Below are 22,367 nucleotides of genomic sequence, written 5' to 3'. Positions count from 1 at the left end.
CTTGTGTCACTCACCGATGGGCTCATGGCCCGTATGCCTGCGCCGCTGAGAGCGCTGGTAATGCGTCACCATGAGCTCATCAAGTTCGCCATCATCGGTGGCTCGATGATGATCCTGGACATGGCGATCTTCTACTCGCTGAGCCTGACGATCCTCGAGACCAAACCCGTCATCGCCAAGGTCATCTCCGGTGTGCTCGCCACCATCGTCAGCTACATCCTCAACCGCGAGTGGGCGTTCAAGAACCGCGGTGGCCGCGAAACCCACCACGAGGCGTTCCTCTTCTTCGCGATCAGCGGGGTCGGAGTGGTTCTCCAGGCCGCGCCGTTGTTCGTGGCGAACAACCTGTTCGACATCCGCAGTTCGGTCGATGTCACCAAGCTGGTGATAATCGACTTCATCCTCGGTTACATCATCGGCAATCTGCTCCAGATGGCATTCCGCTTCTGGGCCCTACGGCGCTTCGCCTTCCCCGAATCCGATCTCGCGGCCGCGGTCGACGCCTCGGTACTGCGTCCGGACGACGATCGCGAGGGTCTCGCACGGCCAAAAGACGGACGGACACAGGACCAACGGGCACAGGACGAACTCGCCGACGAGGAACTCGGTCACACCTGACCAGCGCCGCGCGCCATCAGCGGGGCTCGCTGTGACCGGTCCTCCTGGATCGGGCCGCATCATCCGTGTCATGTCGCGGAACCACGATCGCAAAGGTCGCCGGACGCCGCTGCAGCAGATCCAGACGGCCGCCGTCGGCTTCGATCAGTGCGCGGGCAAGCGGCAGACCCACCCCACTCGACCCACCCTCGGAGTAGCCGCGCTGGAACACGTGGGGCGCACTCTTGTCGCTGATCCCCTGACCCTCGTCGGACACCGACACCCGGATCATGCGGCTGCCGGGCAACTCTCGCGTGTCCACCCAGCAATCCCCGGCCCCGTGGTGCAGCGCGTTGTCGACGAGCACGCTCAAGGCCTCCCGCAGTCGGGTGGGGGTGACCCGGGCCGCGCACTGCCCGACCCCTCCAGCCCGTAGATGACGGCCCTGCACCTCGAACGCCGATTCATAGTCGGCGACCACCTGAGCGACCTGCTCGGGCACGGAGACGGGATCGAGCATCGCGACCTGTTCACCCCTGGCGGCGGTGATCAACTCATCGAGTTCGCTGGTCAGCCGTTCCACCTGCGCCAAACCTGCTTCGGCCTCGGTCACCACATCGGGATCGGGATGAATCGAGAGTTCGTCGAGCCGCAACCGGATCGCGGTCAGCCTGCTGCGCAGCTGATGGGAGACCTCTCCCACGATGCGCCCCTCGCGTTCGAGTCGGATGGTGATCTCCCGGTTGGCGGCGTCGAGCGCAGAGGACACCCGGTCGAGTTCTTCGATGTCGTAGTGCCGGCCTTCGGTTCCGAAGTCGCCTTTGGCCATCCGGGCGGCGCGTGCGGCGACGTCCTCGAGCGGGTCGGCGAGGCGGCCGGCCGTCACCGCAGCCACCACAAGACCCAGGATCACCGAGGTCACCACCACCAGCGAGACCACACCCACAGCTCCCCACTGCCTGCTGCGCACCTGTGCGTGCGGCACAGAGAGAGTGAGTGACCCGGCCTCGCCGAGAGTGAGCGATTCGGTGACCGCTTCCTCGTCGATCGGGGCTCCCACCTCGAGTCGCCCGCGTTCCATGCCCTCGGGCCCGCTGATCGGGAAGTAGATCTCCAGCCGGCCGTTCTCGGGTACGAGCAACCGGAACTTGTCCTGGTCGACGGTGCCGCTGATCGACCCGTCGGGTCCTTCTTGGCTGAGCAGTTCGGTGGACACCCGTTTGAGGCGGTCATCGAGATCTTGATGTGCGGTGTCGTCGACCCACCACCAGGCGGTGAACATCAACGGCACGCCCAGCAGCAGGCCGATGCCCATCACCATGGCCATCATCGACCGAAGGATCCGGCGGCGCATCTAGTCGGGGTCGAACCGGAAGCCGACACCACGAACGGTGACGATGCGCTTCTTCCGTCCGGGCTGATCGTCGCCGATCTTGCGGCGCAGCCAGGAGATGTGCATGTCGAGCGTCTTGGACGACAGGAGATCCGGGGTACCCCAGACCTCGGTCAGGATCTCCTCGCGGCTCACCACTTCGCCGCCCCGCTCCATCAGGTACCGCAGTAGGTCGAACTCGCGGTTGGCGAGCGTGGTGTCCTGACCGCCGACCAGCACACGCCGTCCGCGCGCGTCGAGGTGGATGTCGCCGGCTTCGATGACCACATCCACGTTCTGCTTGCGGCGGAGCAGCGCGCGTACCCGGGCCAGCAGTTCGGCAAGGCGGAACGGCTTGCCCACGTAGTCGTCGGCCCCGGCATCGAGGCCGACGACGAAGTCGACCTCGTCGGTCCGGGCGGTCAGCATGAGCACGGCCAGATTGGGCCGAACCGCCCGGATGCGGCGACAGACCTCGAGGCCGTCCATCTCGGGCAGACCCAGATCGAGGACCAGCAGTTCGAACCGGCCGCTCCGTGCCAGCTCCAGCGCAGCGGTGCCGGTGGTGACGACCTCGCAGCCGTATCCTTCACGGCTCAGGGCGCGGGCCAGCGGAGCGGCGATCGCGTCATCGTCTTCGGCGAGCAGAACTTCGGTCACCAGACCAATTTAGGCGCATGCGGCACAGATACCCGGATTCGATCGGATTCCCGCGCGGTCACAGGTCATTTCGTGACCGGCTCGCCGCGGCCGGGTGGAGGTCAGCGCCGGAAGCTGTTGCCGTCCGGGGCATCGAACACCTCGTGATAGAGCAGTGAGTGCACGCGTTCCACGTTCGGGATGTCGTTGAATTCGAGGGGGTCTTCGGAGGCCGACTCGATGATGAGGGTGCCCGTCCGGAGCATCCGATCGATCAGTCCATGCCGGAACTCCACCGAGTTGATGCGCTGCACCGGGATGTCGATACCCGAACGGGTGACGATGCCGTTGCGGTAGGTCACCCGCCGATCGGTGAGGACGAAGTGGGTGGTGCGCCAGCTGATCAGCGGCCGCACGAAGAACCAGAGGACGATGAGCAACCACAACGCGGCGATGACGATGCCCACGATCAGCTTTGCCGTGGAGTCGAGGTCGGCATTGGACAGGTAACCCCCAGCCACACCCGCGGCCGCGGTCCCGACAACAAAGATGAGCGCGGGTGCCAGCAGGCATTTCCAGTGCGGATGGTGATGCACAACCACACGTTCGCCCTGCGCAAGGATGTTCTCCGGATACCCCATCGACAAATCCTCCCGTAGATGACCGTGGCGCACGGCGACTCGCCCGGTCGGTGCCGTAATCAAACCAGAATCGGTGCTGTCCGAACCACAGGCAGCGCCGCGACAGCCCGCCGGTGGGGACGCAGACGGCCCCGAGGGCGCTACGGTGGACATCTGATCGTTCTCAGGCCGCAGCAGCGCTGGTCGGTAAACTCGCGCGCAGGGAGGTGCACGATGTACCCGAATGACCCGTACGACCCGAACAAGCCGCGAACAGCCCGGTTCGACCGTGGCTACGAACCCGAGTCGCAGGCTTACAGCCAGGCGTACGACCAGGGGGCTCCGCCTCAGGACCCGTACTACGCCGCTGCGCCACCCCCGGCCACGCCGCCGCGACGGCGCCCCGCCACCAATCGGCCGCAGGTCAACCCCACGATGTTCATCGGCGGAGTCCTCGCCACCGCCATCGTGACCGGCCTGGCCGCCTGGCTCGTCGCGTGGATCATTCGGCTGGTCATCGAGCGCATAAACGAGACCGGGAAGCTCGGCGTATGGAATCCGATGGCAAACGACGAGTACTGGTTCGCCATCGTCGCGTTCCTGTGCGCCCTGTTTGCAGGAGCGCTCTGGTACGTCCTGCAGCTCACCACCCCATCGCCGAGCCAGTTCTTTTCCTGGATCGTCGGGCTCCTGATCCTGGCCGCCATCTTGATCCCACTGCTGCTGTCGCGGGATTGGACGACCGGGATCTCGACCGCGATCATGCACGCGGTGATCGGTATCCCGATCCTCCTGCTGATCCCGGCGATGGGCACCAAGAGCTACGAACGTCGCTGACGGCCAGGCCTGCGGTAGGGCGCGACTTGCGGTAGGGCGACAGGCTGGCGTCAACCCAGATGGTCGGCGACCCAGATGGTCCGGCTACTCAGTTGGTCCGTCGACTCAGTTGGTTCCGTTCAGTCGGTGACCCTCAGGTGGGTGACGTCGCCGGCCGCGACCGGCACGTTCTGACCGGGAGCCACCTCGACGACCACTCGGCCGATGCTGTCGATTGCGGTCGCCAACCCCTCGATCTCTTCACCCGCGGGCATCTGCACCCGCACTCGATGTCCGAGGGTCGCGCAGGCAGCCCGGTAATCGTCGGCCACCGCGCCGAGATCACCCGGCCACTGGTCCAGTCGTCGTGACAGTGCTCGCAAAACAGCGCCGGCGAGCTGGGTCCGGTCGACGGAGGCTCCCGCCAGGTCCAGCGAGATGGCGGTTGGGACGGGCAGTTCCGCTTCCGTGAGGCTCACGTTGATCCCCAGTCCGATCACCACCACGGGCCCGCTCGGTCCGTGGGTCAGCTCGGCAAGGATCCCGGCGACCTTGCGTCCGCCGTAACCGTCGTCGGTGGCGGTGTCGTCACCGAAGAGCAACACGTCGTTGGGCCATTTGAGCCTGGGACTGAGGTCGGTGATCTCGGCGATACCCTCGACCACCGCAAGACCCGTCAGGAGCGGCAGCCATCCGAGTGCCTGAGGCTGGTCCGACGTGTTCGCCGGCGCGGCGACCGACAACGCCACCTGCGCGCGGGGCGGACTCTCCCACTGCCGGGAATGTCTGCCACGCCCCGCGGTCTGGTGCTCGGCGATGAGCACGGATCCAGCGCAATCGGTGGACCCGGCAAGACTCACCAGATCCGCGTTCGTGGACCCGGTCTCCTCGACCACGCGAACCGACCGCCATCGGGTGCCGGTCACCGCTTGTCGAAGGGCCTCGTGGTCCAGGGGCGCTCGCTCGTCGGTCATGAGGTCTGAGCGTAGAGCGCTGGCGACGCGATCCGCCACGAAACAAACGGAAGTACATGTGTCGCTCGGTACCGAACCAAACGTGAGAGAAGCCTCAGGTTAGCCCGCTCACACCAGCGAAAACGGGTGTGGATAGCATCATGGCCATGACGAGTGCCCCCCAGGACGTGCCATCGACGCCGGATATCCACACGACTGCAGGAAAGCTCATCGACCTGCACAATCGTCTCGCCGAAGCGAAGCATCCAGTCGGAGAGGCGGCGGTCGAGAAGACCCATGCCAAGGGAAAGCTGACCGCCCGCGAGCGCATCACCCATCTGCTCGACGAAGGTTCTTTCGTCGAACTCGACGCCCTCGCCCGTCACCGCAGTACCAATTTCGGACTCGCCGAGCGCCGTCCGCTCGGCGACGGTGTGGTGACCGGTTACGGAACCATCGACGGACGTGAGGTCTGCGTCTTCAGCCAGGACGTCACCGTCTTCGGCGGCAGCCTCGGCGAGGTCTACGGCGAGAAGATCGTCAAGGTGATGGATCTGGCGATCAAGACCGGCCGTCCGCTCGTCGGCATCAACGAAGGTGCCGGTGCCCGCATCCAGGAAGGTGTTGTCTCCCTGGGTCTCTACGGCGAGATCTTCCACCGCAACGTCCGCGCCTCGGGTGTCATCCCGCAGATCTCCCTCATCATGGGCCCGGCGGCCGGTGGCCACGTCTACTCGCCCGCCCTCACCGACTTCGTGGTGATGGTCGACGGCACCAGCCAGATGTTCGTCACCGGACCCGACGTCATCAAGACGGTCACCGGTGAAGACGTCACGATGGAAGACCTCGGCGGCGCGCAGACCCACATGGCAAAGTCCGGTGTCGCGCACTACGTCGCCAGTGACGAAGAGGACGCGCTCGACTATGTGAAGGAATTGCTCAGCTACCTGCCGAGCAACAACCGGGCCGAGGCGCCGCGCTTCCCCGTGGCACAGCCGGCCGCGGGATCGATCGAGGACACCCTCACCGACGAGGATCTCGAACTCGACACCCTCATCCCCGACTCGCCGAACCAGCCGTACGACATGCATGAGGTCATCCGCCGCATCCTCGATGACGACGAGTTCCTCGAGGTACAGGCCGGCCGCGCGGCGAACATCATCGTCGGCTTCGGTCGCGTCGACGGCCGCAGCGTCGGCATCGTCGCGAACCAGCCGACCCAGTTCGCCGGCTGCCTCGACATCGACGCCTCGGAAAAGGCCGCGCGCTTCGTCCGCACCTGCGACGCCTTCAACGTACCGATCATCACCCTGGTGGACGTCCCGGGATTCCTCCCGGGCACCGACCAGGAATACAACGGAATCATCCGTCGCGGCGCGAAATTGCTCTATGCGTACGGCGAGGCAACGGTGGGCAAGATCACCGTCATCACCCGTAAGGCCTACGGCGGCGCATACGACGTCATGGGCTCCAAGCACATGGGTGCCGATGTGAACCTGGCGTGGCCGACGGCCCAGATCGCCGTAATGGGAGCCTCGGGCGCGGTCGGATTCGTCTACCGCGGCAAGCTCAAAGAAGCTGCGGCCAACGGAGAAGACGTGGATGCGCTGCGCTTGCAGCTGCAGCAGGAGTACGAGGACACCTTGGTGAACCCGTACGTGGCAGCTGAACGCGGCTATGTCGACGCGGTCATCCCGCCGTCGCACACCCGCGGTCAGATCGCCACGGCGCTCAAGCTCCTCGAGCGCAAACTCGTCAACATGCCACCGAAGAAGCACGGGAACATTCCGCTGTGAGTGCAGACAACACGCCAGAGACGAACGCTGCGGGCGGCACCGGTGATGCCGCTGCGGCTCGGCCTTTCCTGCGAATCGTCAAGGGAAACCCGTCGGATGCCGAGATCGCCGCGGTCGTCGGTGTTTTCGCCTCGGCAGGGGGTTCGGGTGTGGAAGAGGACCCGGGGCCACGCAACCTGTGGGGCAACCCGTCCGACCGGCTGCGTCCCGCCGGCGGTCTTGCTCCCAACGCTTTTCCGAACCTGGCCTTCGGTTACTGAGCCGATGCACACGGGTGGGCGCCGATGACCCGGGTGGTCCTGGCATCGGCGTCGCCCGCACGCCTACGGATCCTGCGGGCCGCCGGTGTCGATCCACTGGTCGAGGTCTCGAATGTCGATGAGGATGCGCTGATCGCCCAACTCGGCGACACCGCATCTCCCTCCGACGTCGTCACGACCCTCGCGAAAGCCAAGGCGGACGATGTCGCCGCACACCCGGGCGTCTCCTCGATCGACGACGCGGTTGTCATCGGGTGTGATTCGATGCTGCACCATCGCGGCATCCTGTCCGGCAAACCTCACACTCCCGATGTGGCTCGTGCTCAATGGCTTTCGATGCGCGGCTCGGTTGCCGACCTGTTGACAGGCCACTGTGTGCTCCGGATACGCGGAGGCTCGGTGGTCGCAGAGGCTGTCGCGTTCGCGGGCACCACAATTCGTTTCGGTTCGCCCACCGATGAGCAGGTGGACGCATACGTCGCCACCGGCGAACCACTGCCGGTGGCCGGCGCATTCACGCTCGACGGGCTCGGGGGCTGGTTCATCGACGGTGTCGACGGCGACCCGTCATCGGTGATCGGCATCAGTCTGCCGCTGGTTCGGACCCTGCTCGATCAACTCGGGGTCAGCGTGACCGACTTGTGGTCGGCACGTTGAGGATTGCGACCATCCGGCGCCCATAGGGCTCAGCCCCCGAGCACTACCAGAAGGTGTACGACAGCCCCCACGAGCTGAGCTCCTCACCGATCTGCGCCCGGAGTGTGCCGACATCGCCGAAGTGGTCCGGGTGGATACCGAACACCGTGATGGTCACCTTGTCCCCGTATTCCACCGCCCACGCCGCCACGGCGGGACCTTGAGCACGTCGGTTGGCAATCGGCCGACCGCGGACGATGGCGCGGATCCCGAACGATTCCGCGGTCTCGGTACCGAGCCGGAGCGCGCTGGGGGGCACCACCCCGAGATTCGAGACGGTGGTGTCGGGGCCGGGCACCGACTGCATCAGCTTTCCGATCAGCCGTCCCGGCAGGAGCCGGACGACCGGTTGCATGTTGTCGGCCATCTTGTCCGACTCGGCATCGGCGTAGTCGATGAACGCCTGCTTGCTCAATGCCCGGATGTCGGCCAGGCCTCGCTGCGGACTGACCGGTCCGTCGATCCGAATCCACACGCCGCCCGAGGCGTTGGCCCGCTCGTCACCAGCTTCACGTTTGCTGACCGCCATGCACACCCGGAGCTGGTCATCCACCGGAAGGTCCGTCCGCTGGACCAGTCCGGCAAGCACGGCCGTGAACAGGCTGTTGGTGGTCCCTCCGTGCTCTCGTGCGGTGTCGGCCCACCGCTCGCGATCCACATCGAGGATCACCAGGGTGGTGTCCGGGCCGGGCGCATCCGGTGATGCCTTGGTCGACGGCGCAGCACGCCGCGACGGGCTAGGCGTCTTCGTCTGATTCCGCAACGCGCCGCCGAGAATTCTGAGCGCCCTGGCGGCAGCCAACAACTGGCCGGCGGCATCCACCACGTCCGCTCGACGGCCACTGCGGCCCCCGGTCTCCGCATGCGTGGGCAACCGGTTCTGCGACGTGCCCGCCTGGGCCGCCGCCAGGGCCGCATAGACCCCCTCGCCGTCAGAGATCATGTGTGACACCAGCAGTGACAACACCAGCTTGCCCGATCGAGTCCGCGCGGCGTCCAACTTCCAGCCCCGGCCCTCTGCGGGCGCGAGTTCGCCCTCACGCACTCGCGTGTCCAACCAGGAGGCGATGTCGTTGTCACCGATCGGCTTGTCGTCGATCGCCACGTCCGGGACGTCGTCGGCCCGAACCCACCGGTCACGTGCGAACGGAACTGTCGCACAACGCACTTTGCGGTTGAGCGGACCTGCCGACAGCTGGTCTCGCAGCCGTAGCACCGCTGCCTCGCCCGGGTCAGAGGCGAACACCCACAGGAACTGGATCGGCGCGCTGAGCCCGAAGAGCCGTTCGGCGAGATGGTAGGACTCGTCGGGTCCGGTGACCCGATCGAACCCACCGACGAGGCGTTCGGTCGTTGTCATTGTCGCGCCCTCTCGTTGTCCTGGAACATGTGCCGGCCACTGGTGCCCGCGACCAGCCATCTCGATTGCCGGTCAGGGCATGTGCTTGTCACCACAGCCGAAACGGCACGCCCCACGCCCGAAGTTCTCCTGCGAGAATTCCGCCGAGTTCTGCGCTGTCGGCGATGTGCATCTCGTCGAACGCGGCAACGGAAAAGGTTGTGGTCCGGCCATATTCGAGTAGCCATGACTGCACGCCGTCGCCGAAGCGGTACGGCAGTGCCGCATCCACTCCCTGCGCGATCCCCCGGAAGGCAACTCCTGATGCCGCCACCCCGCCCACTTCGGTGAGCTCTGGAGTGAACACCCCGAGATTCGAGGCCACCGCGTCGGGCATCCCATCCCCACTGCTCACCGTCTTGATGATTAGCTGCGCGGGTAACAACCACATCAACGGCTGGAGGTGGATCATCGCGGGTCGACGACCGGCATCCAGGGCGGTGAACGCGGCCTTGCACTGTTGCCGGATGTGACGCAACGTCCCACCGGGAACAGGTTCGTCGGTGAGTGTCACCGACACACCCGCGGTCGCGTTCGCCCGGTCGTCGCCGTCTGTCCGCTGACTGACGGGAATGCCCACCTTGATCGGGACACCGAGTGGGGCGCATCCGCTTGAACGCAACACCCCGGAGATCACCGCGATGAACAGCGAGTTGGACGTACCGCCGTGCTCGGCAGCGACTTTGGTCCACACGTCGGAGTCGACACTCACCGTCGACCAGGAGGCGCGCGCACGGGGCGCACGTTCGTGCATGGGCAGGCGCGGCGCTCGGTCGATCGCCCCTCGCTTGCCGAACATCGACGCACCGCCGGTCGCAGCTGCGCGCACCACTCCCCCGATGGCCGAACCGATGTCGGACAGCAGATCCACGCCGTCGTCGATCAGTTGCCGCCGCGGACCGACGCCAGATACCCCTGACCACAACGGTTCTGGCGTGCGGTCGGTGAACGCGTCGACAGCCGCACCGACCATGTTCTGTCCGTCCGTGACAAGGTGAAGAGCGGTCAGCGACAACGCGAATCCGCCCTGTTCGGTGAACGCCCCACGTAGCTGCCACGGCGGCCCCGTCAGCGGGTCGAGCGGCGCCGACTCGAGTTCGGAGTCAGCCCAAGCCCCCACCAGATCCGAGTCGATCGGCGTGACATCGATGATCAGATCGGGGTGCGTGTCCGCCCGCACCCATCGCGGCCGGACACCGGGCAACCCGGAGACCGCCACGAGTCGGTTCAGCGGGCTCGATGCCAGATTCTTGTTGATCGCGGACAGAGCCTCCCGGCCCGGCGGTCGGTCGAATGTCCACACGAGCTGCAGCACCACGGACCAACCGAGTTCGCGGTGGAGAAACCAGTACGTGAAGTCCCCGGCCTCGAGCCGGCGCGTACGAGTCATCGGCTCGTCACCACGGCCGGCGACCATTCGGCGACCGATGCCTCGATCAGGTCAGCCGCTGCCGTCGTCGCCTTCTCCGGCGTGATGAGCTGTGCGGCCACTGCGCTCGCCCGTGTGGTGCACTCCGAATCGAGGACCGTACGCAGCCGGTCCTCGAGCGACTGCGCATCCAACTGCGACAGCGTCATCGAGGCACCGACTCCGAGACGCTCGAGTTGAGCACCCCAGAACGGCTGATCCGAACCCACCGAGCAGACCACCGCAGGTTTCCCCGCACGCAGTGCGGCCGATGTGGTCCCAGCTCCTCCGTGGTGGACCACTGCCCTACACGCGGGCAACACAGTCCGGTGGTCGACCTGTCCGACGATGCGCACGGTGTCGTCGGAACTCACGTTGAAGTCGTTCCAACCGGCACTGACCACGGCGCGCTCACCCACGCCCCGGCATGCCCGCCCGATTGCCGTGACCAATGCGCCGGCATCCGCCACCGGCATGCTCCCGAACCCGAAATAGATCGGTGGTGTACCCTCGGCAATCCAATCCTGCAGTCCCTCATCATCTTCCGACATTCCGGGGGCGCTATCACCCGGCCCGACAAAACCCACCATCGGGCGGGCGGCACCCCACTCCTCGGAGAGGTCCGTACAGAACAGCGGGTCGTACGCCTGTATCTCTCGTGCCCCGTATCTCGTCATCCGACTCGGCAGGTCGCTGTGTGCGCTCGCCATACCCAAACGCGCACGCTCCCGGTTCTCCCGCTTGCACGTCAGGCCCCAGAGCACAGCGTCGACCATCTTCCAGCTGACCCGGTTGATGAGCGGCGCCAAGGAGAGCGGCGCACCAGGAAACGGTGAGAAGCACGAGTTCGACCGCACCGGCGCATGGTGCAACGAAATGAGGGCTATGCCATGGTGTTCGGCGAACAGCAAAGCCACCTGCTCGGTGGTGAACCCGGTGACGATCGCATCGACCTCTTCGGTCAACACCGCCATCGTGTCGATCATCTCCACCCAACCGACATCACGTAACTCGTTGAAAGCCTTGAGTCGTGCGGCCGGCCCACCCGACCGCACCCGGGTGCGCACCAGCTCGGACTTCATATGCGCACGGGTGTCGTAACCGAACGGGACAACATCTACCCCGAACCCGGCAGCGAACTCGACCAGATTGGGTGGTGCAGCAAAAGTGACAGCATGACCACGACGCTGCAACTCGGCACCGATCACAGCCGCGGGCTGGATGTCACCGCGCGTGCCACTGAACGCGAACAGTAGCTTCACGTCCCACTCCGCATCAGCTTCATGCATACCGATCGTAGGGCAGCGGCAACGTGGGCGCAGCGCCAGAAGACCGGCGTCACATCATCCACCGAGCGCGGTAAGTCTGCCTGGCGCTTACGATTTGCCGAACCCACACCACCCCCCGATACTGTGCGGACGAGGAGGACCATGAAAATTGTTCTGTCCTGCAACGGCAGCCGGGGTGACGTGCAGCCGGCAATGGCACTGGGTTCTGCGCTCGCACGCCGAGACCACGAGGTGACTCTGGCCGTTCCACCCAATCTGGTCTCATGGGCGGCCGATTCCGGCCTCGCCACCCAGGCGTGCGGTATCGACACCGACGAACTCCTCGGGTCAGATCTCGTGACCAGAGACCTCAAATCATCGAATCCCGTGACACGCCTTCGAGCCGTGTCCGAGATCACGCTGCGCGGCGGAAGTCGGTTACAGCATGATCTACGCGCCGTGGGACAGGGTGCCGATGTGATCATCGGCGGCAGTGCGGGCCAGGAGCGCATCCTCAATGTGGCCGAGTCTCTCGGCATCGCGTATGTGCCACTGCACTACTGCCCTATCCGCAAGAACTCGGTGGTCTCCCCGCTCCCTTGGCTACCGCCCTCGATCACGGCGCACAGCTGGACGATCCTCGAGCGCATACTCTGGCACACCAGCGCATCCACCGAGAACGAGCTGCGCCGCGAACTGGGGCTCGGCCGCGCGAACACTCCGGCCGCATCGCGCATCACCGGGCAGGGCGTGCCTGAACTGCAGGCCTACGATCCGCTCCTGTTCCCCGGCCTCGGCGACGAATGGGGGCGGAGTCGTCCTCTTGTGGGCTTCCTGGAGTACCTGCCTTCTCGGCCAAAACTACAGAGCGACTTGACACATCGATCCCTCGTCGACTGGCTCTATGCCGGCCCGGCGCCGCTGTATGTCGGCTTCGGCAGCATGAAGATCGGGGACCCCAGCATCGTCGAGCACGCGATCGTCGCGACCGCCGAACGACTGGGGTTACGTGTCCTGCTCGTCACCGGCGGCAGCCATCTCTCCATCGACTCCCCCGACGACCGCTTCTTCGTGACGTCCACCATCGATCACAAGACAGTGCTTCCCCGGTGTACCGCAGCGGTCCATCACGGCGGAGCGGGTTCGACTGCCGCTTCTCTGCGTGCCGGATTGCCCACCGGCATCTGCTGGTTCGGGGCGGATCAGCCCATGTGGGGACGACAACTCACCCGCTTGGGTGTCGGGGTGTCCATGCCGATCTCTCGCATCGACTCCGACACGCTGACGTCCTTGGTCAGCGCCCTCATCGAACCGGACCGCCGCAGAGCTGCCCGCGCCACGGCCACCTCGATGATCAAGCCTGAGTGCGCCGTCGCTTCAGCCATCACGATCATCGAGGAAACAGTGAGCCCGCACCTACCGAACAGAGGAACCAGATGAACTCGAAGATCCTGTCCGTTGTCGTGCCGGCGTACAACGAAGAGGAAGCGATCGGACCATGCCTCGACAGTCTGATCGGCCAGCTCGACTTCATCCGCGAGATCATCGTGGTGGACAACAACTCCACCGACAAGACCGTCGACATCGTGTTGTCGTACGCGAAGCAGATTCCCGAGGTCTCCCTGATCTCGGAACTGCAGCAGGGTCTGGTGTACGCACGAAACACCGGACTGGACACAGCAACCGGGGAAGCGATCGCGCGGATCGATTCGGACACGATCACACCGCCTCACTGGGCACGCACCGTCGTGGAGTTCCTGCAACACGACACCGAACAGCGATGGGCCGCACTCTGCGGTCGGGGCGAGGCGTACGGACTGCCGTACGGAGACGCTGCCGAACGCCTCAAGAACCGCTTCGATCCACTCCGCGGTCGTCGCCGACGCCGGCATACGGTGAAGGACGTACCCGTTCTCTACGGCTCGAACATGGTGGTCCGGCGCGAGACCTGGCATCTGGTACGCGATCTGGTGAGCATGCGCCGAGACGTCTTCGAAGATGTGGACACCGGGCTGTGTGTGCAAGCGGTCGGCGGCAGGAACGCCTTCCTACCCGACATCACCGTCGGGGTCTCACCACGACGGATGGAGTCGAGCATCCCGGCTTTTGTCCGATACATGAGCTACCTGCCACGTACCCTGTTGCTACACAAGCGGTATGGGTTCGCCGCGGCGGCCGTGTTGGTCTACCTGCCCTGCGTGACCATCCTCCACGCAGCCCGACTGCTCGTCATCCGGACCTATGACAAAGACTCGGACACCTTCGCGGCAAAGCATCTGTTACGACCGGTCACCGATCGAATCGCACCGTGACCGGCAACCGCAGCCCAGTGCTGTCCTGAACACCAACGCACGCTCAGGTTTTCACCATGTAGACGCGCAGGGTCAGCGGGGCGAAGACCATCAAGACGATGAATGCACCGGCCAGCGACCACGCGATCTCCGGGCCGAAGTGCCCGTCGACCGCCAGTTCACGGACTGCAGAGACCAGGTGTGAGACCGGATTGACCGAGGCGAACGCCTGCATCCACCCGGGCAGGGTATCGACCGGCACAAGAGCGTTGGACACAAACGTCAGGGGCATGAGCACCAGCATCGAGACCCCCTGGACTGTGGACGCCTTGTTCATCAACACCCCCATCAGCGCAAAGATCCAACTCAGTGCGAATGCGACGACGATCACCAGCACACATCCGGCAAGCAGTCCAGCAATGCTGCCCGGCCGGTATCCCATCGCGAGCCCCACGAGTACGGTCACGCCGGTGGCGATGACATATCGCACGACATCCGCGAGCAGCGACCCGGCCAGTGGCGAGATACGGGCAATGGGCAGGGATTTGAAGCGGTCGAAGACGCCCTTGTCGAGGTCCTCCCGTAATTGCACGCCGGTGGTGACCGACGCCGCCACCGCAACCTGCACCAGCACACCTGGGATCAAGATCGGCAGGTAAGCGGGTACGTCTCCGGCGATGGCACCACCGAAGATGCTGGAAAAGAGCACCGTCAGCACGATCGGCAGCACAACGACGTCGAACAACTGCTGTGGGTTGTGTTTGAGTTTGAGCAGACCACGACGGGCCATCGTCAGTGCCTGGGACACCGACTCGGAGACCGACACGTGGTCGGCGATCACCCGGTCGGCCAGCAGAGCCGCAACCTTGGGGTCATATCCCTCGACGCAGATCGTGCCGCGAGTGGATGTTGCCGGCCCCATCAGGCCGCGTCCTTCCCCTGGTCCGGTATCGCTTTTCGGGCGCCGTCCGGGCCTTTTCCCTGTTGATTCCCGGTGATCGCGAAGAAGACCTCATCGAGGCTCGGCCGCTGTACGGTCATCTCGCGCACACCGATCCCTGCCGCGCGCAGGGCTAAGAGCACCTCGGGCACAGGCTCCATGTCGGTGACGGGCACTGCCACGGACGTACCGGCGATGCTCACCTCCGAGTGGGTGATGGCGCCCGCGATCCGAGCAGCGTCCGAAACCGCTGCCGCATCGACCAGATGGAGCATCAAGGTGGAGATGCCGACCGCGGCTTTGAGGTCGTCGGCTGTGCCATCGGCGACGAGGCGACCGTTGTCGATGACCGCGATACGGTCGGCGAGCTGGTCGGCCTCCTCGAGATATTGGGTGGTGAGCAAGACGGTGGACCCTCCGGAGACGAGTTCCCTGATCGTCGACCACATCTGAGCCCGCGTGCGGGGGTCCAATCCGGTGGTCGGTTCGTCGAGGAAGATGAGCGGCGGCCTCGAGATGAGGCTTGCCGCCAGATCGAGTCTTCGTCGCATGCCACCGGAGAAGTGTTTGAGCGTGCGGTCGGCAGCATCCTGGAGACCGAACTCAGCGAGCATCTCGTCGGTCTTGTTCGTGGACTGGGTCTTCGACAAGCCCAGGAGTCGACAGAAGATGTTCAGGTTCTCCGCCGCGGTCAGATCTTCGTCCACCGACGCATATTGTCCGGTGACCCCGATCAGCGACCGGACCGCGTTGGCCTGTCGGACGACGTCGAATCCGAACACCTGCGCCCGCCCCTCATCTGGCCGCAGCAAGGTCGCAAGCATCCGAACGGTGGTGGTCTTCCCAGCTCCGTTCGGACCCAACACTGCGTAGACCGTCCCGGCCGGCACTGCAAGATCGATGCCGTCGACCGCATGGAAATCGCCGAAACTCTTCTTCAGACCGGTTGCCTCGATGGCCAGACCAGAACCGACTGCCATATCGATCTCCCTCATCTGACAGTTGTTGGTGCATCACGACTGCTGGAACATCGCGACGATCACGTTCAAGGACAACCTGTTTCGCCGATGACCGGCGTCACCGGTGCGGACGAACAGATCGGCAGAGCACCCGTTCCCGAAATCTGTTCCGGCGCAGCACCGGGCCGCCGTGCACCCCAGCTGAACCTAGAGGACGGGTAGGGCTGCGATGCCACCCGCCTGTGACGAACATAGCCTTGCCGAACGCCGGGTGGCAACCGCTGCCATGACGCGTGCTTGCGCAACGTCACATTCTGTGGTGTCGATAAAGCACTGTCCAACAGTGCATTTCACAAGCACGACACACCAGCGACACGTGGTAGCAAAAAGAGCGGCAGGAACTTCGGACCTGCGTGACGAACACCACGTCCTTTTGCTGAGGCAAAGATCCCTGTCCAGTCCTAGTGTTGAGGAGCGCAGCGAATACTCCCGCGCATCCGGCGCAGTGCGGCGTCGCCCACCTCCCCCTCTTTCCCGCGGTTCCCCTGTCGTGCGTGATCATCCCGAATCGGATACTGCAACATGGAATTCACTGAACTGGCTGATTACCACCTACCGTCCGGGCGGGTGACCGAATGGACTCCGAGCACCGAGGGTGACGGCGAGTGCTGGGCGGTCGACAATCGGCCGCTGACCTATGTCCACGAACACCACGTGGTCCGGGGGTTGACCTACGAGACGCGTGATGTTGACGAATCATCTTGGCTCGGAGGTGTTTTCGAAGTTCACGAACGCTACGACGAACGGGCACTCGCCCGCACCTTGCGAAGCTGGATGCTCCGGCACGAAGCCCTCCGGACCACGGTGGCCACCGGGGTCGACACGACGGGTGCCATCTCGATGACCAGGCTCACCAATGCCGGATGCGTTCTCGACATGCGACCACGTGTGACGGGGCCCATCGACGCATCCGCAATCCACGACCACCTCACAGGCCTGTTCGATTCCCGGATCTCGGCACTGCGGTGGCCACACTGTCTCGTCGCTTCCATCACCGAGGTCGAAGGTGCCCTGCCGGGAGACGGATTCGTCCTGGTGTTCGCGGCCGACCATTCGGTGATGGATGCCTACTCGATGTTGTTGTCCATCAATGAGATACAGCGTTTATACGCGTTCGAGCTGCGCGGGGCAGAGCATCAGTTGCCGCAGATCGGCAGCCACATCGACTTCAGTGTCACCGATCGGCTCGCCGGAGGATGCCTCACCGCCGATCATGTGGCGGTCCGAGCATGGGACCGTTTCCTTGGCGTCGGCACCGGCGCGTTCCCGGCCTTCCCTCTGCCCGTCGAGGCCGTGAGCGCACCACACGTCACCGACTGCGACATCGTGGCCCGGCCTCAAACGGGCACGTCCTCATGGCTTCTGTCGAACGAGACTGCCGCGGTGGTGAACGCACACTGCAGACGACTCGGGTTCACACTGCAATCAGCCGTCCTTGCTGCACTTGCGACCACGACCCGCGAACTCACCGGCATGAATACCCTGCGTTTCACCATGCCGGTGCACACCCGCCACGAGTCGCAGTACGCCGAGTCGGTCGGCTGGTACGTGGGCATCATCCCGGTCGAGATCGACATCACCCGCGCACAATCGTTCGCTGACTGCATGTCCGCCGCCGCGGCGGCAATTGCGGAACGCAAGGACTTGTCTCGCTACCCCTACCCGCGGGTGGCCGAGTTGCTCGAGAACCGGGCGGTCCCACGATTCGTCGTGTCCTACCTCGACGTGCGATTCGTTCCGGGGGCGCACGATTGGGTGCGGTGGCGCGCGCACACGCTGCGCAGCGCGGCCTATTCCGGGGACGAGGTCTACCTCTGGATCTCCAGGACGCCCGAGGGGCTGAACATCTCGGCTCGTTACCCGGCCACCGAGGTGGCTGCCACGAACGTGTCGGCCTTCATCTCGGGTCTCGGCGACCAGTTGGCGGAGCTGACCCAGGAACACCGATTCCACGCTTCCACGCCTGCCCCGTTCTCGCTGACGTACTCGGAGGACAAGTTCCCCGCGTAGTCGATTCTCCTCGAAGACATCATCCCTCTCAGACAAGGAGCCAAGACGTGATCCTCACCGCGATGGATTGGTGGACGCCTGCCCCCGGCGCGTTGCTGGAGTGGCACCCGAGCCCCGCGTCGGCGGCGCGAGCCCTGGACGCACCGACCACGTCAGGCCCACTCACGTTCTTGCAGGAGAACCACCTCCGCAGTTGCCACGCGACCGCCGCCGCGGGTGGCGAACACAACGCCTATCTGGGAGCAGCCACCGAAGTGGACGGTCCGATCGACCGTGCGGCGCTCAGTCGGGCCCTGCGCATCTTCACACTTCGGCACGAGGGACTGAGGACCTGGTTCCGCATCGACACCACGCAGATCACGCGCATGCTTGTGGAACCCGACGCGGTCGAGTTCGAGGCGCACAATGTGGGCGACTTCACGACCGAGACCGAGTTCCGGCGGTACATCCACGCCAGACTCGGCGCCGAGGCCATCTCCACGAGTTGGCCGGGTTTCGCGTTCGGGGCCATCAGCAGACCGGACGGTTTCACGATGTATTACGGCTGCGACCACGCCCTGTCCGACGGTGCCTCACAGGCGCTCGTGCTCGACGAGATCGCCGAACTGTACGAAGCCGAGAAGAATGCGACCGCGCCGCCCCCGCACGTCAGCGCAGCCACGGGGAGCTTTCTCGACTACGCGAGCCTGCAGAACAACGTCGCCGCACGGTTCACCGACGAATCACCCGAAGTCATCGAGTGGGTGGACATCTTCACCTCCCACGGAGCCACGATGCCGCGTTTCCCGCTCGACCTCGGGCTCGGGCCCGGAGAAGCCGCGCCGGTGCGGCCGATCGAGTTCGACCTGCTCGACGCCGCAGGCGCCAATCGGTTCGAAGACGTGTGCAGACGGTCCGGCGCAGGTGTGATGGGCGGCATCTACGCAGCCGCAGCGATAACAGAACTCGAACTCACCGGCCGCACAGACTACTTCGCCATCGCCGTGCTGGGCACCAGGTCGGCGGAGTTCGCGCTGTCCCAAGGGTGGTTCTGCAACTTCGCACCGGTTGCGTTCGACGTGACGTCCGCTGGTTCGTTCACCGAGGTCGTCGCGGCCGCCAACGCCGGCCACGTGAGGGCAAAACGTCTCTCGTCTGTGCCACTGCCCGTGGTCATCACCGCACTGTTGCGTTCGGGAGTAGATCCCCGCGATGTCGCCGGGACGCCGAACCTCCTGTCGTACCTCGATTTTCGGCGATTCCCGGGCGACGGCCGGCCCGCGCACGATCGTGGCGTCATATTCACCGGCGAGGGTCGCACCTCGAACGCGTCGATGTGGTTCAACCGCGACCGCAGACGGCTCTACCTCGGACTCCAGACCCCCGACACAGCAACGGCGCAGCTCGAGATCAAACGATATCTGCAGCGCCTCTGGGAGGTGATCGACACCGTCGCACGCGAAGGTGACTACGCTGTTGCGAGTACCCCTGTCGAGGAGCTTGCGCTTGCACGTCACCACGATTGACCGCTACTCGCCCGACCCCGGTGTCCTCCTGCGGTGGTCGGTGGACAGCTCCGCCGATCGCGTCGTTGCCTCCGCGGTGCCACCCTCGTTCAATCAGGCCTTTCATCTCGCCGGCGCCGAAGACGGAACCGTGTGGCTGGCAGCAGCTTTCGATGTGGACGGCCGAATCGACACCAAAGCGCTCGAACGGGCGTACCGCCTTCTGATCGCACGGCACGGGACCTTGCACAGCGGTTTCGTCCGAACCGACGGCGGGATAGAACGCGAACTGCACGACGCGTCGCACATCACCCTCGTTGCGCGCGCCGGGATCGAGACGACGTCGTCGGCCGATCTCCGCGACCTGCTGTGGAACTCACTGAACGATGCCTGCCACCCGTTCGGCTTTCCGGCGTACCTGTTGGCAGCCATCGACCGTGCCGACCGCTCCACGGTGTTCTGCGGATTCGACCACTCACACGTGGACGCCTACTCCATGTCGATCATCGTGGGCGATCTGCACCAGCTCTACCACGCAGCCAAGGCCGAACCGGGTGGTTTCATCGCCGACGAGATGCCGATGGCCGGCAACTTCGTCGACTACTGTGCCGCGGAATCCGATGCTGCGCCCATCGGGCGGTCCGACCCCCGCATGAGAGCGTGGCTGACGTTCTTCGACGAGCACGAGAACACCGCCCCGTCCTTTCCGCTCGACCTCGGAATGCTCCCGGGTGAGAAAGCGCCGCAGGCGGTCGACCTACGTCATCTGCTCGGACCCGAGGCCACCGACCGCTTCGACAGCCGGTGTCGGAGCGCCGGGGCGAGTACCTTCGCCGGAGTGCTCTCGGCGATGGCACAGACCGTCCGCGGCCTCGGCGGCGGACCACAGATGTCCATGCTGTTCCCCGTACACACCCGACGCTCAGAGCCGTGGCAGAACGCGGTCGGGTGGTTCACCACCAATGCACCACTCGATGTGGTCGCGGCCGAGAACTTCGACGAGACTGTCACCCGCACGGGGCCCGCGTTACGCGCGGCTGTGAAGTTGGGTGAGGTGCCGGTGCCCCAGGTGCTCGAGGCGACCGGCGGTATCCACCGCAGTCGCGACGACATCTTCATGGTCTCGTACGTCGACTACCGGAGACTGCCCGGCTCGGGCACCCACGAGGAGATCGGGGCGACCCACATCTCGAACGTCACCACCGCCGACGACGTCCAGTTCTGGATCTCCCGAACAGATCGGGGGCTGGCTCTGCGCACCCGCTACCCGGACACCGAAACCGGTGTATCCGTCATGGGCACCTTCCTCGACGAACTCGGGCGCAGACTCGCCACCGAGTGGTGACGCGTCCGGCGTCAGGGTCCTCTGGCCCCGTCCACTGCGTCGGTATTGCCGTCGGCACTACGCTCAGGGGGTGCACCCGCACGCATCGTCCAGCCCGATTTGGAGCACCGCACGTGACCGTTGAGATCGACAACAATCCCGGCTTCGCCGACTACGTTCATCCAGAGCGTCTGGTGAGCACCGAATGGCTCAGCGCCCACCTGGGAACCAACGGCCTCAAGATCATCGAATCGGACGAGGACGTGCTGCTGTTCGACATCGGCCACATCCCCACCGCGCAGAAGGTCGACTGGCACCTCCACCTGAACGACCCGGTGACCCGCGACTACATCTCCGGCGAACAGTTCGCAGAACTGATGCGCAGCAAGGGCATTCGCCGCGACGACACCGTGGTCATCTACGGCGACAAGAGCAACTGGTGGGCCGCGTACGCACTCTGGGTCTTCACCCTGTTCGGTCACGAAGACGTACGACTGCTCGACGGCGGCCGCGACGCCTGGTTCTCAGAGGACCGCGACATCACCCTCGACGTCCCGGTCTACCCGGAGTCCGACTACCCGGTCGTCGAACGAGACGACTCGCTGATCCGTGCGTTCGCCGACGAGGTGCGGGGAGCACTCGGCACCGAACCACTGATCGATGTCCGTTCGCCGCAGGAGTACTCCGGTGAGCGCACGCACATGCCCGAGTACCCCCAGGAGGGTGCGCTGCGTGGCGGACACATCCCCACCGCGGTCTCCATCCCGTGGGCCAAGGCGGCCGCCCCGGACGGCCGGTTCAAGCCGAAGGCCGAACTCGACGAGTTGTACGCCGACTTCGAATCTGATGAGCCCACCATCGTCTACTGCCGGATCGGCGAGCGGTCGTCGCACACCTGGTTTGTGCTCACCCACCTGCTCGGGTTCGAGAAGGTACGCAACTACGACGGGTCCTGGACCGAATGGGGCAACGCCGTGCGCGCCCCCATCGTGACCGGAACCGAACCCGGAACCGCCCCCTCGACAAGCGGCAAGAGGTGACGGCCGCCCTCGATGAGATCGCCGAGGACTTCTCGGCGCTCTCCGACTCCGAGAAGATCCAGCTGCTGCTCGAATTCTCCGACGAGCTCCCCGAGTTACCGGACGATCTTGCCGAAGCGGCGATGGAACCCGTACCCGAATGCCAGTCCCCGCTGTTCCTCTCGGTGGACGCGAGCAACCGCGATTCGGTGCAGTTGTACTTCAGCGCGCCGCCTCAGGCACCGACGACACGTGGCTTCGCGTCCATCCTGTACCAGGGCCTCAACGGTGCCGGTGCTGACGAGATCCTTGCCGTACCAGGCGACTTCTACACAAGGCTGGGATTGGAATCGGCGATCAGCCCGTTGCGACTGCGTGGGATGTCGGCCATGTTGTCGCGGATCAAGGCGCATCTGGGCCCGTCGAGCCCGGTGCCGGGACGATGAGATCGCGTAG

The 22,367-nt window shown here is 65.1% G+C and carries 21 protein-coding genes; 12 read left to right on the top strand and 9 right to left on the bottom strand.

Features of this window, described 5'->3' with window-relative positions; all coding sequences use genetic code 11:
- Positions 1 to 3 precede the first annotated feature (3 nt).
- Positions 4 to 618 carry a GtrA family protein gene (locus tag CSW57_RS13420; RefSeq protein ID WP_099383183.1) on the top strand — a complete coding sequence of 205 codons (615 nt, stop codon included), beginning with the start codon at positions 4 to 6 and terminating at the stop codon, positions 616 to 618.
- 16 nt (positions 619 to 634) lie between these two features.
- Here the strand turns inward: CSW57_RS13420 and CSW57_RS13415 are convergent, their stop codons facing one another.
- The 3 genes from CSW57_RS13415 to CSW57_RS13405 all read right to left on the bottom strand — a co-directional run bounded on the left by CSW57_RS13415 (position 635) and on the right by CSW57_RS13405 (position 3,249).
- The gene (locus CSW57_RS13415) at positions 635 to 1,951 is read right to left on the bottom strand and encodes a sensor histidine kinase (RefSeq protein WP_099383182.1); all 1,317 of its coding nucleotides are present in this window, start codon (positions 1,949 to 1,951) and stop codon (positions 635 to 637) included.
- Positions 1,952 to 2,629: a response regulator transcription factor gene (locus tag CSW57_RS13410; RefSeq protein ID WP_099383181.1), complete on the bottom strand. Its 678-nt coding sequence runs from the start codon at positions 2,627 to 2,629 to the stop codon at positions 1,952 to 1,954.
- A 101-nt stretch (positions 2,630 to 2,730) separates the two neighbouring features.
- A complete protein-coding gene (locus CSW57_RS13405; protein WP_099383389.1) occupies positions 2,731 to 3,249 on the bottom strand; it encodes a PH domain-containing protein in 519 nt (172 codons plus the stop codon).
- 213 nt (positions 3,250 to 3,462) lie between these two features.
- On the opposite strand from CSW57_RS13405, the gene CSW57_RS13400 reads away from it, so the two are divergent.
- On the top strand, positions 3,463 to 4,065 hold the full coding sequence (locus CSW57_RS13400; RefSeq protein WP_099383180.1) for a hypothetical protein: 603 nt from the start codon (positions 3,463 to 3,465) through the stop codon (positions 4,063 to 4,065).
- A gap of 119 nt (positions 4,066 to 4,184) precedes the next feature.
- On the opposite strand, the gene CSW57_RS13395 is transcribed toward CSW57_RS13400, so the two are convergent.
- Complete coding sequence (locus CSW57_RS13395) at positions 4,185 to 5,018, bottom strand: biotin--[acetyl-CoA-carboxylase] ligase (RefSeq protein WP_099383388.1); 834 nt, start codon at positions 5,016 to 5,018, stop codon at positions 4,185 to 4,187.
- Between the two features lie 146 nt (positions 5,019 to 5,164).
- Here CSW57_RS13395 and CSW57_RS13390 point away from each other — a divergent pair, with 146 nt between their 5' ends.
- The 3 genes from CSW57_RS13390 to CSW57_RS13380 are packed head-to-tail and all read left to right on the top strand — an operon-like array spanning position 5,165 to position 7,710.
- Positions 5,165 to 6,793: an acyl-CoA carboxylase subunit beta gene (locus CSW57_RS13390; protein ID WP_099383387.1), complete on the top strand. Its 1,629-nt coding sequence runs from the start codon at positions 5,165 to 5,167 to the stop codon at positions 6,791 to 6,793.
- Positions 6,790 to 7,053, top strand: a complete 264-nt coding sequence (locus CSW57_RS13385; protein WP_099383179.1) for an acyl-CoA carboxylase subunit epsilon — start codon at positions 6,790 to 6,792, stop codon at positions 7,051 to 7,053. The genes CSW57_RS13390 and CSW57_RS13385 overlap by 4 nt, the downstream gene beginning before the upstream one ends.
- Positions 7,054 to 7,077: 24 nt before the next feature.
- Positions 7,078 to 7,710, top strand: a complete 633-nt coding sequence (locus CSW57_RS13380; protein ID WP_099383178.1) for a Maf family protein — start codon at positions 7,078 to 7,080, stop codon at positions 7,708 to 7,710.
- Positions 7,711 to 7,753: 43 nt separating this feature from the next.
- Here the strand turns inward: CSW57_RS13380 and CSW57_RS13375 are convergent, their stop codons facing one another.
- The 3 genes from CSW57_RS13375 to CSW57_RS13365 form a co-directional block, all read right to left on the bottom strand.
- Positions 7,754 to 9,109: a hypothetical protein gene (locus CSW57_RS13375; RefSeq protein WP_099383177.1), complete on the bottom strand. Its 1,356-nt coding sequence runs from the start codon at positions 9,107 to 9,109 to the stop codon at positions 7,754 to 7,756.
- An 88-nt stretch (positions 9,110 to 9,197) separates the two neighbouring features.
- Positions 9,198 to 10,538, bottom strand: a complete 1,341-nt coding sequence (locus CSW57_RS13370; RefSeq protein WP_143696536.1) for a hypothetical protein — start codon at positions 10,536 to 10,538, stop codon at positions 9,198 to 9,200.
- Complete coding sequence (locus CSW57_RS13365) at positions 10,535 to 11,845, bottom strand: glycosyltransferase (protein ID WP_099383175.1); 1,311 nt, start codon at positions 11,843 to 11,845, stop codon at positions 10,535 to 10,537. The genes CSW57_RS13370 and CSW57_RS13365 overlap by 4 nt, the downstream gene beginning before the upstream one ends.
- 141 nt (positions 11,846 to 11,986) lie before the next feature.
- Here CSW57_RS13365 and CSW57_RS13360 point away from each other — a divergent pair, with 141 nt between their 5' ends.
- Positions 11,987 to 13,264, top strand: a complete 1,278-nt coding sequence (locus CSW57_RS13360; RefSeq protein ID WP_189339246.1) for a glycosyltransferase — start codon at positions 11,987 to 11,989, stop codon at positions 13,262 to 13,264.
- Positions 13,261 to 14,136, top strand: a complete 876-nt coding sequence (locus tag CSW57_RS13355) for a glycosyltransferase family 2 protein (RefSeq protein ID WP_099383173.1) — start codon at positions 13,261 to 13,263, stop codon at positions 14,134 to 14,136. Before CSW57_RS13360 ends, CSW57_RS13355 begins: the two co-directional genes overlap by 4 nt.
- Before the next feature lie 43 nt (positions 14,137 to 14,179).
- Here the strand turns inward: CSW57_RS13355 and CSW57_RS13350 are convergent, their stop codons facing one another.
- Positions 14,180 to 15,037 carry an ABC transporter permease gene (locus tag CSW57_RS13350; RefSeq protein ID WP_223249233.1) on the bottom strand — a complete coding sequence of 286 codons (858 nt, stop codon included), beginning with the start codon at positions 15,035 to 15,037 and terminating at the stop codon, positions 14,180 to 14,182.
- Positions 15,037 to 16,035, bottom strand: a complete 999-nt coding sequence (locus tag CSW57_RS13345) for an ATP-binding cassette domain-containing protein (RefSeq protein WP_099383172.1) — start codon at positions 16,033 to 16,035, stop codon at positions 15,037 to 15,039. The genes CSW57_RS13350 and CSW57_RS13345 overlap by 1 nt, the downstream gene beginning before the upstream one ends.
- A gap of 606 nt (positions 16,036 to 16,641) precedes the next feature.
- On the opposite strand from CSW57_RS13345, the gene CSW57_RS13340 reads away from it, so the two are divergent.
- The 5 genes from CSW57_RS13340 (at position 16,642) to CSW57_RS13320 (ending at position 22,357) form a co-directional block, all read left to right on the top strand.
- Positions 16,642 to 18,084: a condensation domain-containing protein gene (locus CSW57_RS13340; protein WP_189339245.1), complete on the top strand. Its 1,443-nt coding sequence runs from the start codon at positions 16,642 to 16,644 to the stop codon at positions 18,082 to 18,084.
- Positions 18,085 to 18,131: 47 nt separating this feature from the next.
- A complete protein-coding gene (locus tag CSW57_RS13335; protein ID WP_099383170.1) occupies positions 18,132 to 19,589 on the top strand; it encodes a condensation domain-containing protein in 1,458 nt (485 codons plus the stop codon).
- Positions 19,570 to 20,913, top strand: a complete 1,344-nt coding sequence (locus CSW57_RS13330) for a condensation domain-containing protein (RefSeq protein ID WP_189339244.1) — start codon at positions 19,570 to 19,572, stop codon at positions 20,911 to 20,913. Before CSW57_RS13335 ends, CSW57_RS13330 begins: the two co-directional genes overlap by 20 nt.
- 113 nt (positions 20,914 to 21,026) lie before the next feature.
- Positions 21,027 to 21,932: a sulfurtransferase gene (locus CSW57_RS13325; protein WP_099383169.1), complete on the top strand. Its 906-nt coding sequence runs from the start codon at positions 21,027 to 21,029 to the stop codon at positions 21,930 to 21,932.
- Positions 21,929 to 22,357 (top strand): SufE family protein, encoded by a 429-nt coding sequence (locus tag CSW57_RS13320; RefSeq protein ID WP_223249232.1) that lies wholly within the window; start codon positions 21,929 to 21,931, stop codon positions 22,355 to 22,357. The genes CSW57_RS13325 and CSW57_RS13320 overlap by 4 nt, the downstream gene beginning before the upstream one ends.
- Positions 22,358 to 22,367: the final 10 nt, after the last annotated feature.

The organism is Williamsia muralis (assembly GCF_002735905.1).
In the GTDB taxonomy this organism is placed as follows: Bacteria; Actinomycetota; Actinomycetes; order Mycobacteriales; family Mycobacteriaceae; genus Williamsia; species Williamsia muralis_A.
The sequence above is the reverse complement of the archived record's forward strand: the minus strand, read 5'-3'. Positions and strand labels throughout refer to the sequence as shown.

Excerpts from the sequence above, each read along its gene's own strand:
- CSW57_RS13415 (WP_099383182.1), bottom strand. The coding sequence starts at position 1,951 with ATGCGCCGCCGGATCCTTCGGTCGATGATGGCCATGGTGATGGGCATC.
- CSW57_RS13405 (WP_099383389.1), bottom strand. The coding sequence starts at position 3,249 with ATGGGGTATCCGGAGAACATCCTTGCGCAGGGCGAACGTGTGGTTGTG.
- CSW57_RS13400 (WP_099383180.1), top strand. The coding sequence starts at position 3,463 with ATGTACCCGAATGACCCGTACGACCCGAACAAGCCGCGAACAGCCCGG.
- CSW57_RS13395 (WP_099383388.1), bottom strand. The coding sequence starts at position 5,018 with ATGACCGACGAGCGAGCGCCCCTGGACCACGAGGCCCTTCGACAAGCG.
- CSW57_RS13390 (WP_099383387.1), top strand. The coding sequence starts at position 5,165 with ATGACGAGTGCCCCCCAGGACGTGCCATCGACGCCGGATATCCACACG.
- CSW57_RS13380 (WP_099383178.1), top strand. The coding sequence starts at position 7,078 with ATGACCCGGGTGGTCCTGGCATCGGCGTCGCCCGCACGCCTACGGATC.
- CSW57_RS13375 (WP_099383177.1), bottom strand. The coding sequence starts at position 9,109 with ATGACAACGACCGAACGCCTCGTCGGTGGGTTCGATCGGGTCACCGGA.
- CSW57_RS13370 (WP_143696536.1), bottom strand. The coding sequence starts at position 10,538 with ATGACTCGTACGCGCCGGCTCGAGGCCGGGGACTTCACGTACTGGTTT.
- CSW57_RS13365 (WP_099383175.1), bottom strand. The coding sequence starts at position 11,845 with ATGCATGAAGCTGATGCGGAGTGGGACGTGAAGCTACTGTTCGCGTTC.
- CSW57_RS13360 (WP_189339246.1), top strand. The coding sequence starts at position 11,987 with ATGAAAATTGTTCTGTCCTGCAACGGCAGCCGGGGTGACGTGCAGCCG.
- CSW57_RS13355 (WP_099383173.1), top strand. The coding sequence starts at position 13,261 with ATGAACTCGAAGATCCTGTCCGTTGTCGTGCCGGCGTACAACGAAGAG.
- CSW57_RS13350 (WP_223249233.1), bottom strand. The coding sequence starts at position 15,037 with ATGGGGCCGGCAACATCCACTCGCGGCACGATCTGCGTCGAGGGATAT.
- CSW57_RS13345 (WP_099383172.1), bottom strand. The coding sequence starts at position 16,035 with ATGGCAGTCGGTTCTGGTCTGGCCATCGAGGCAACCGGTCTGAAGAAG.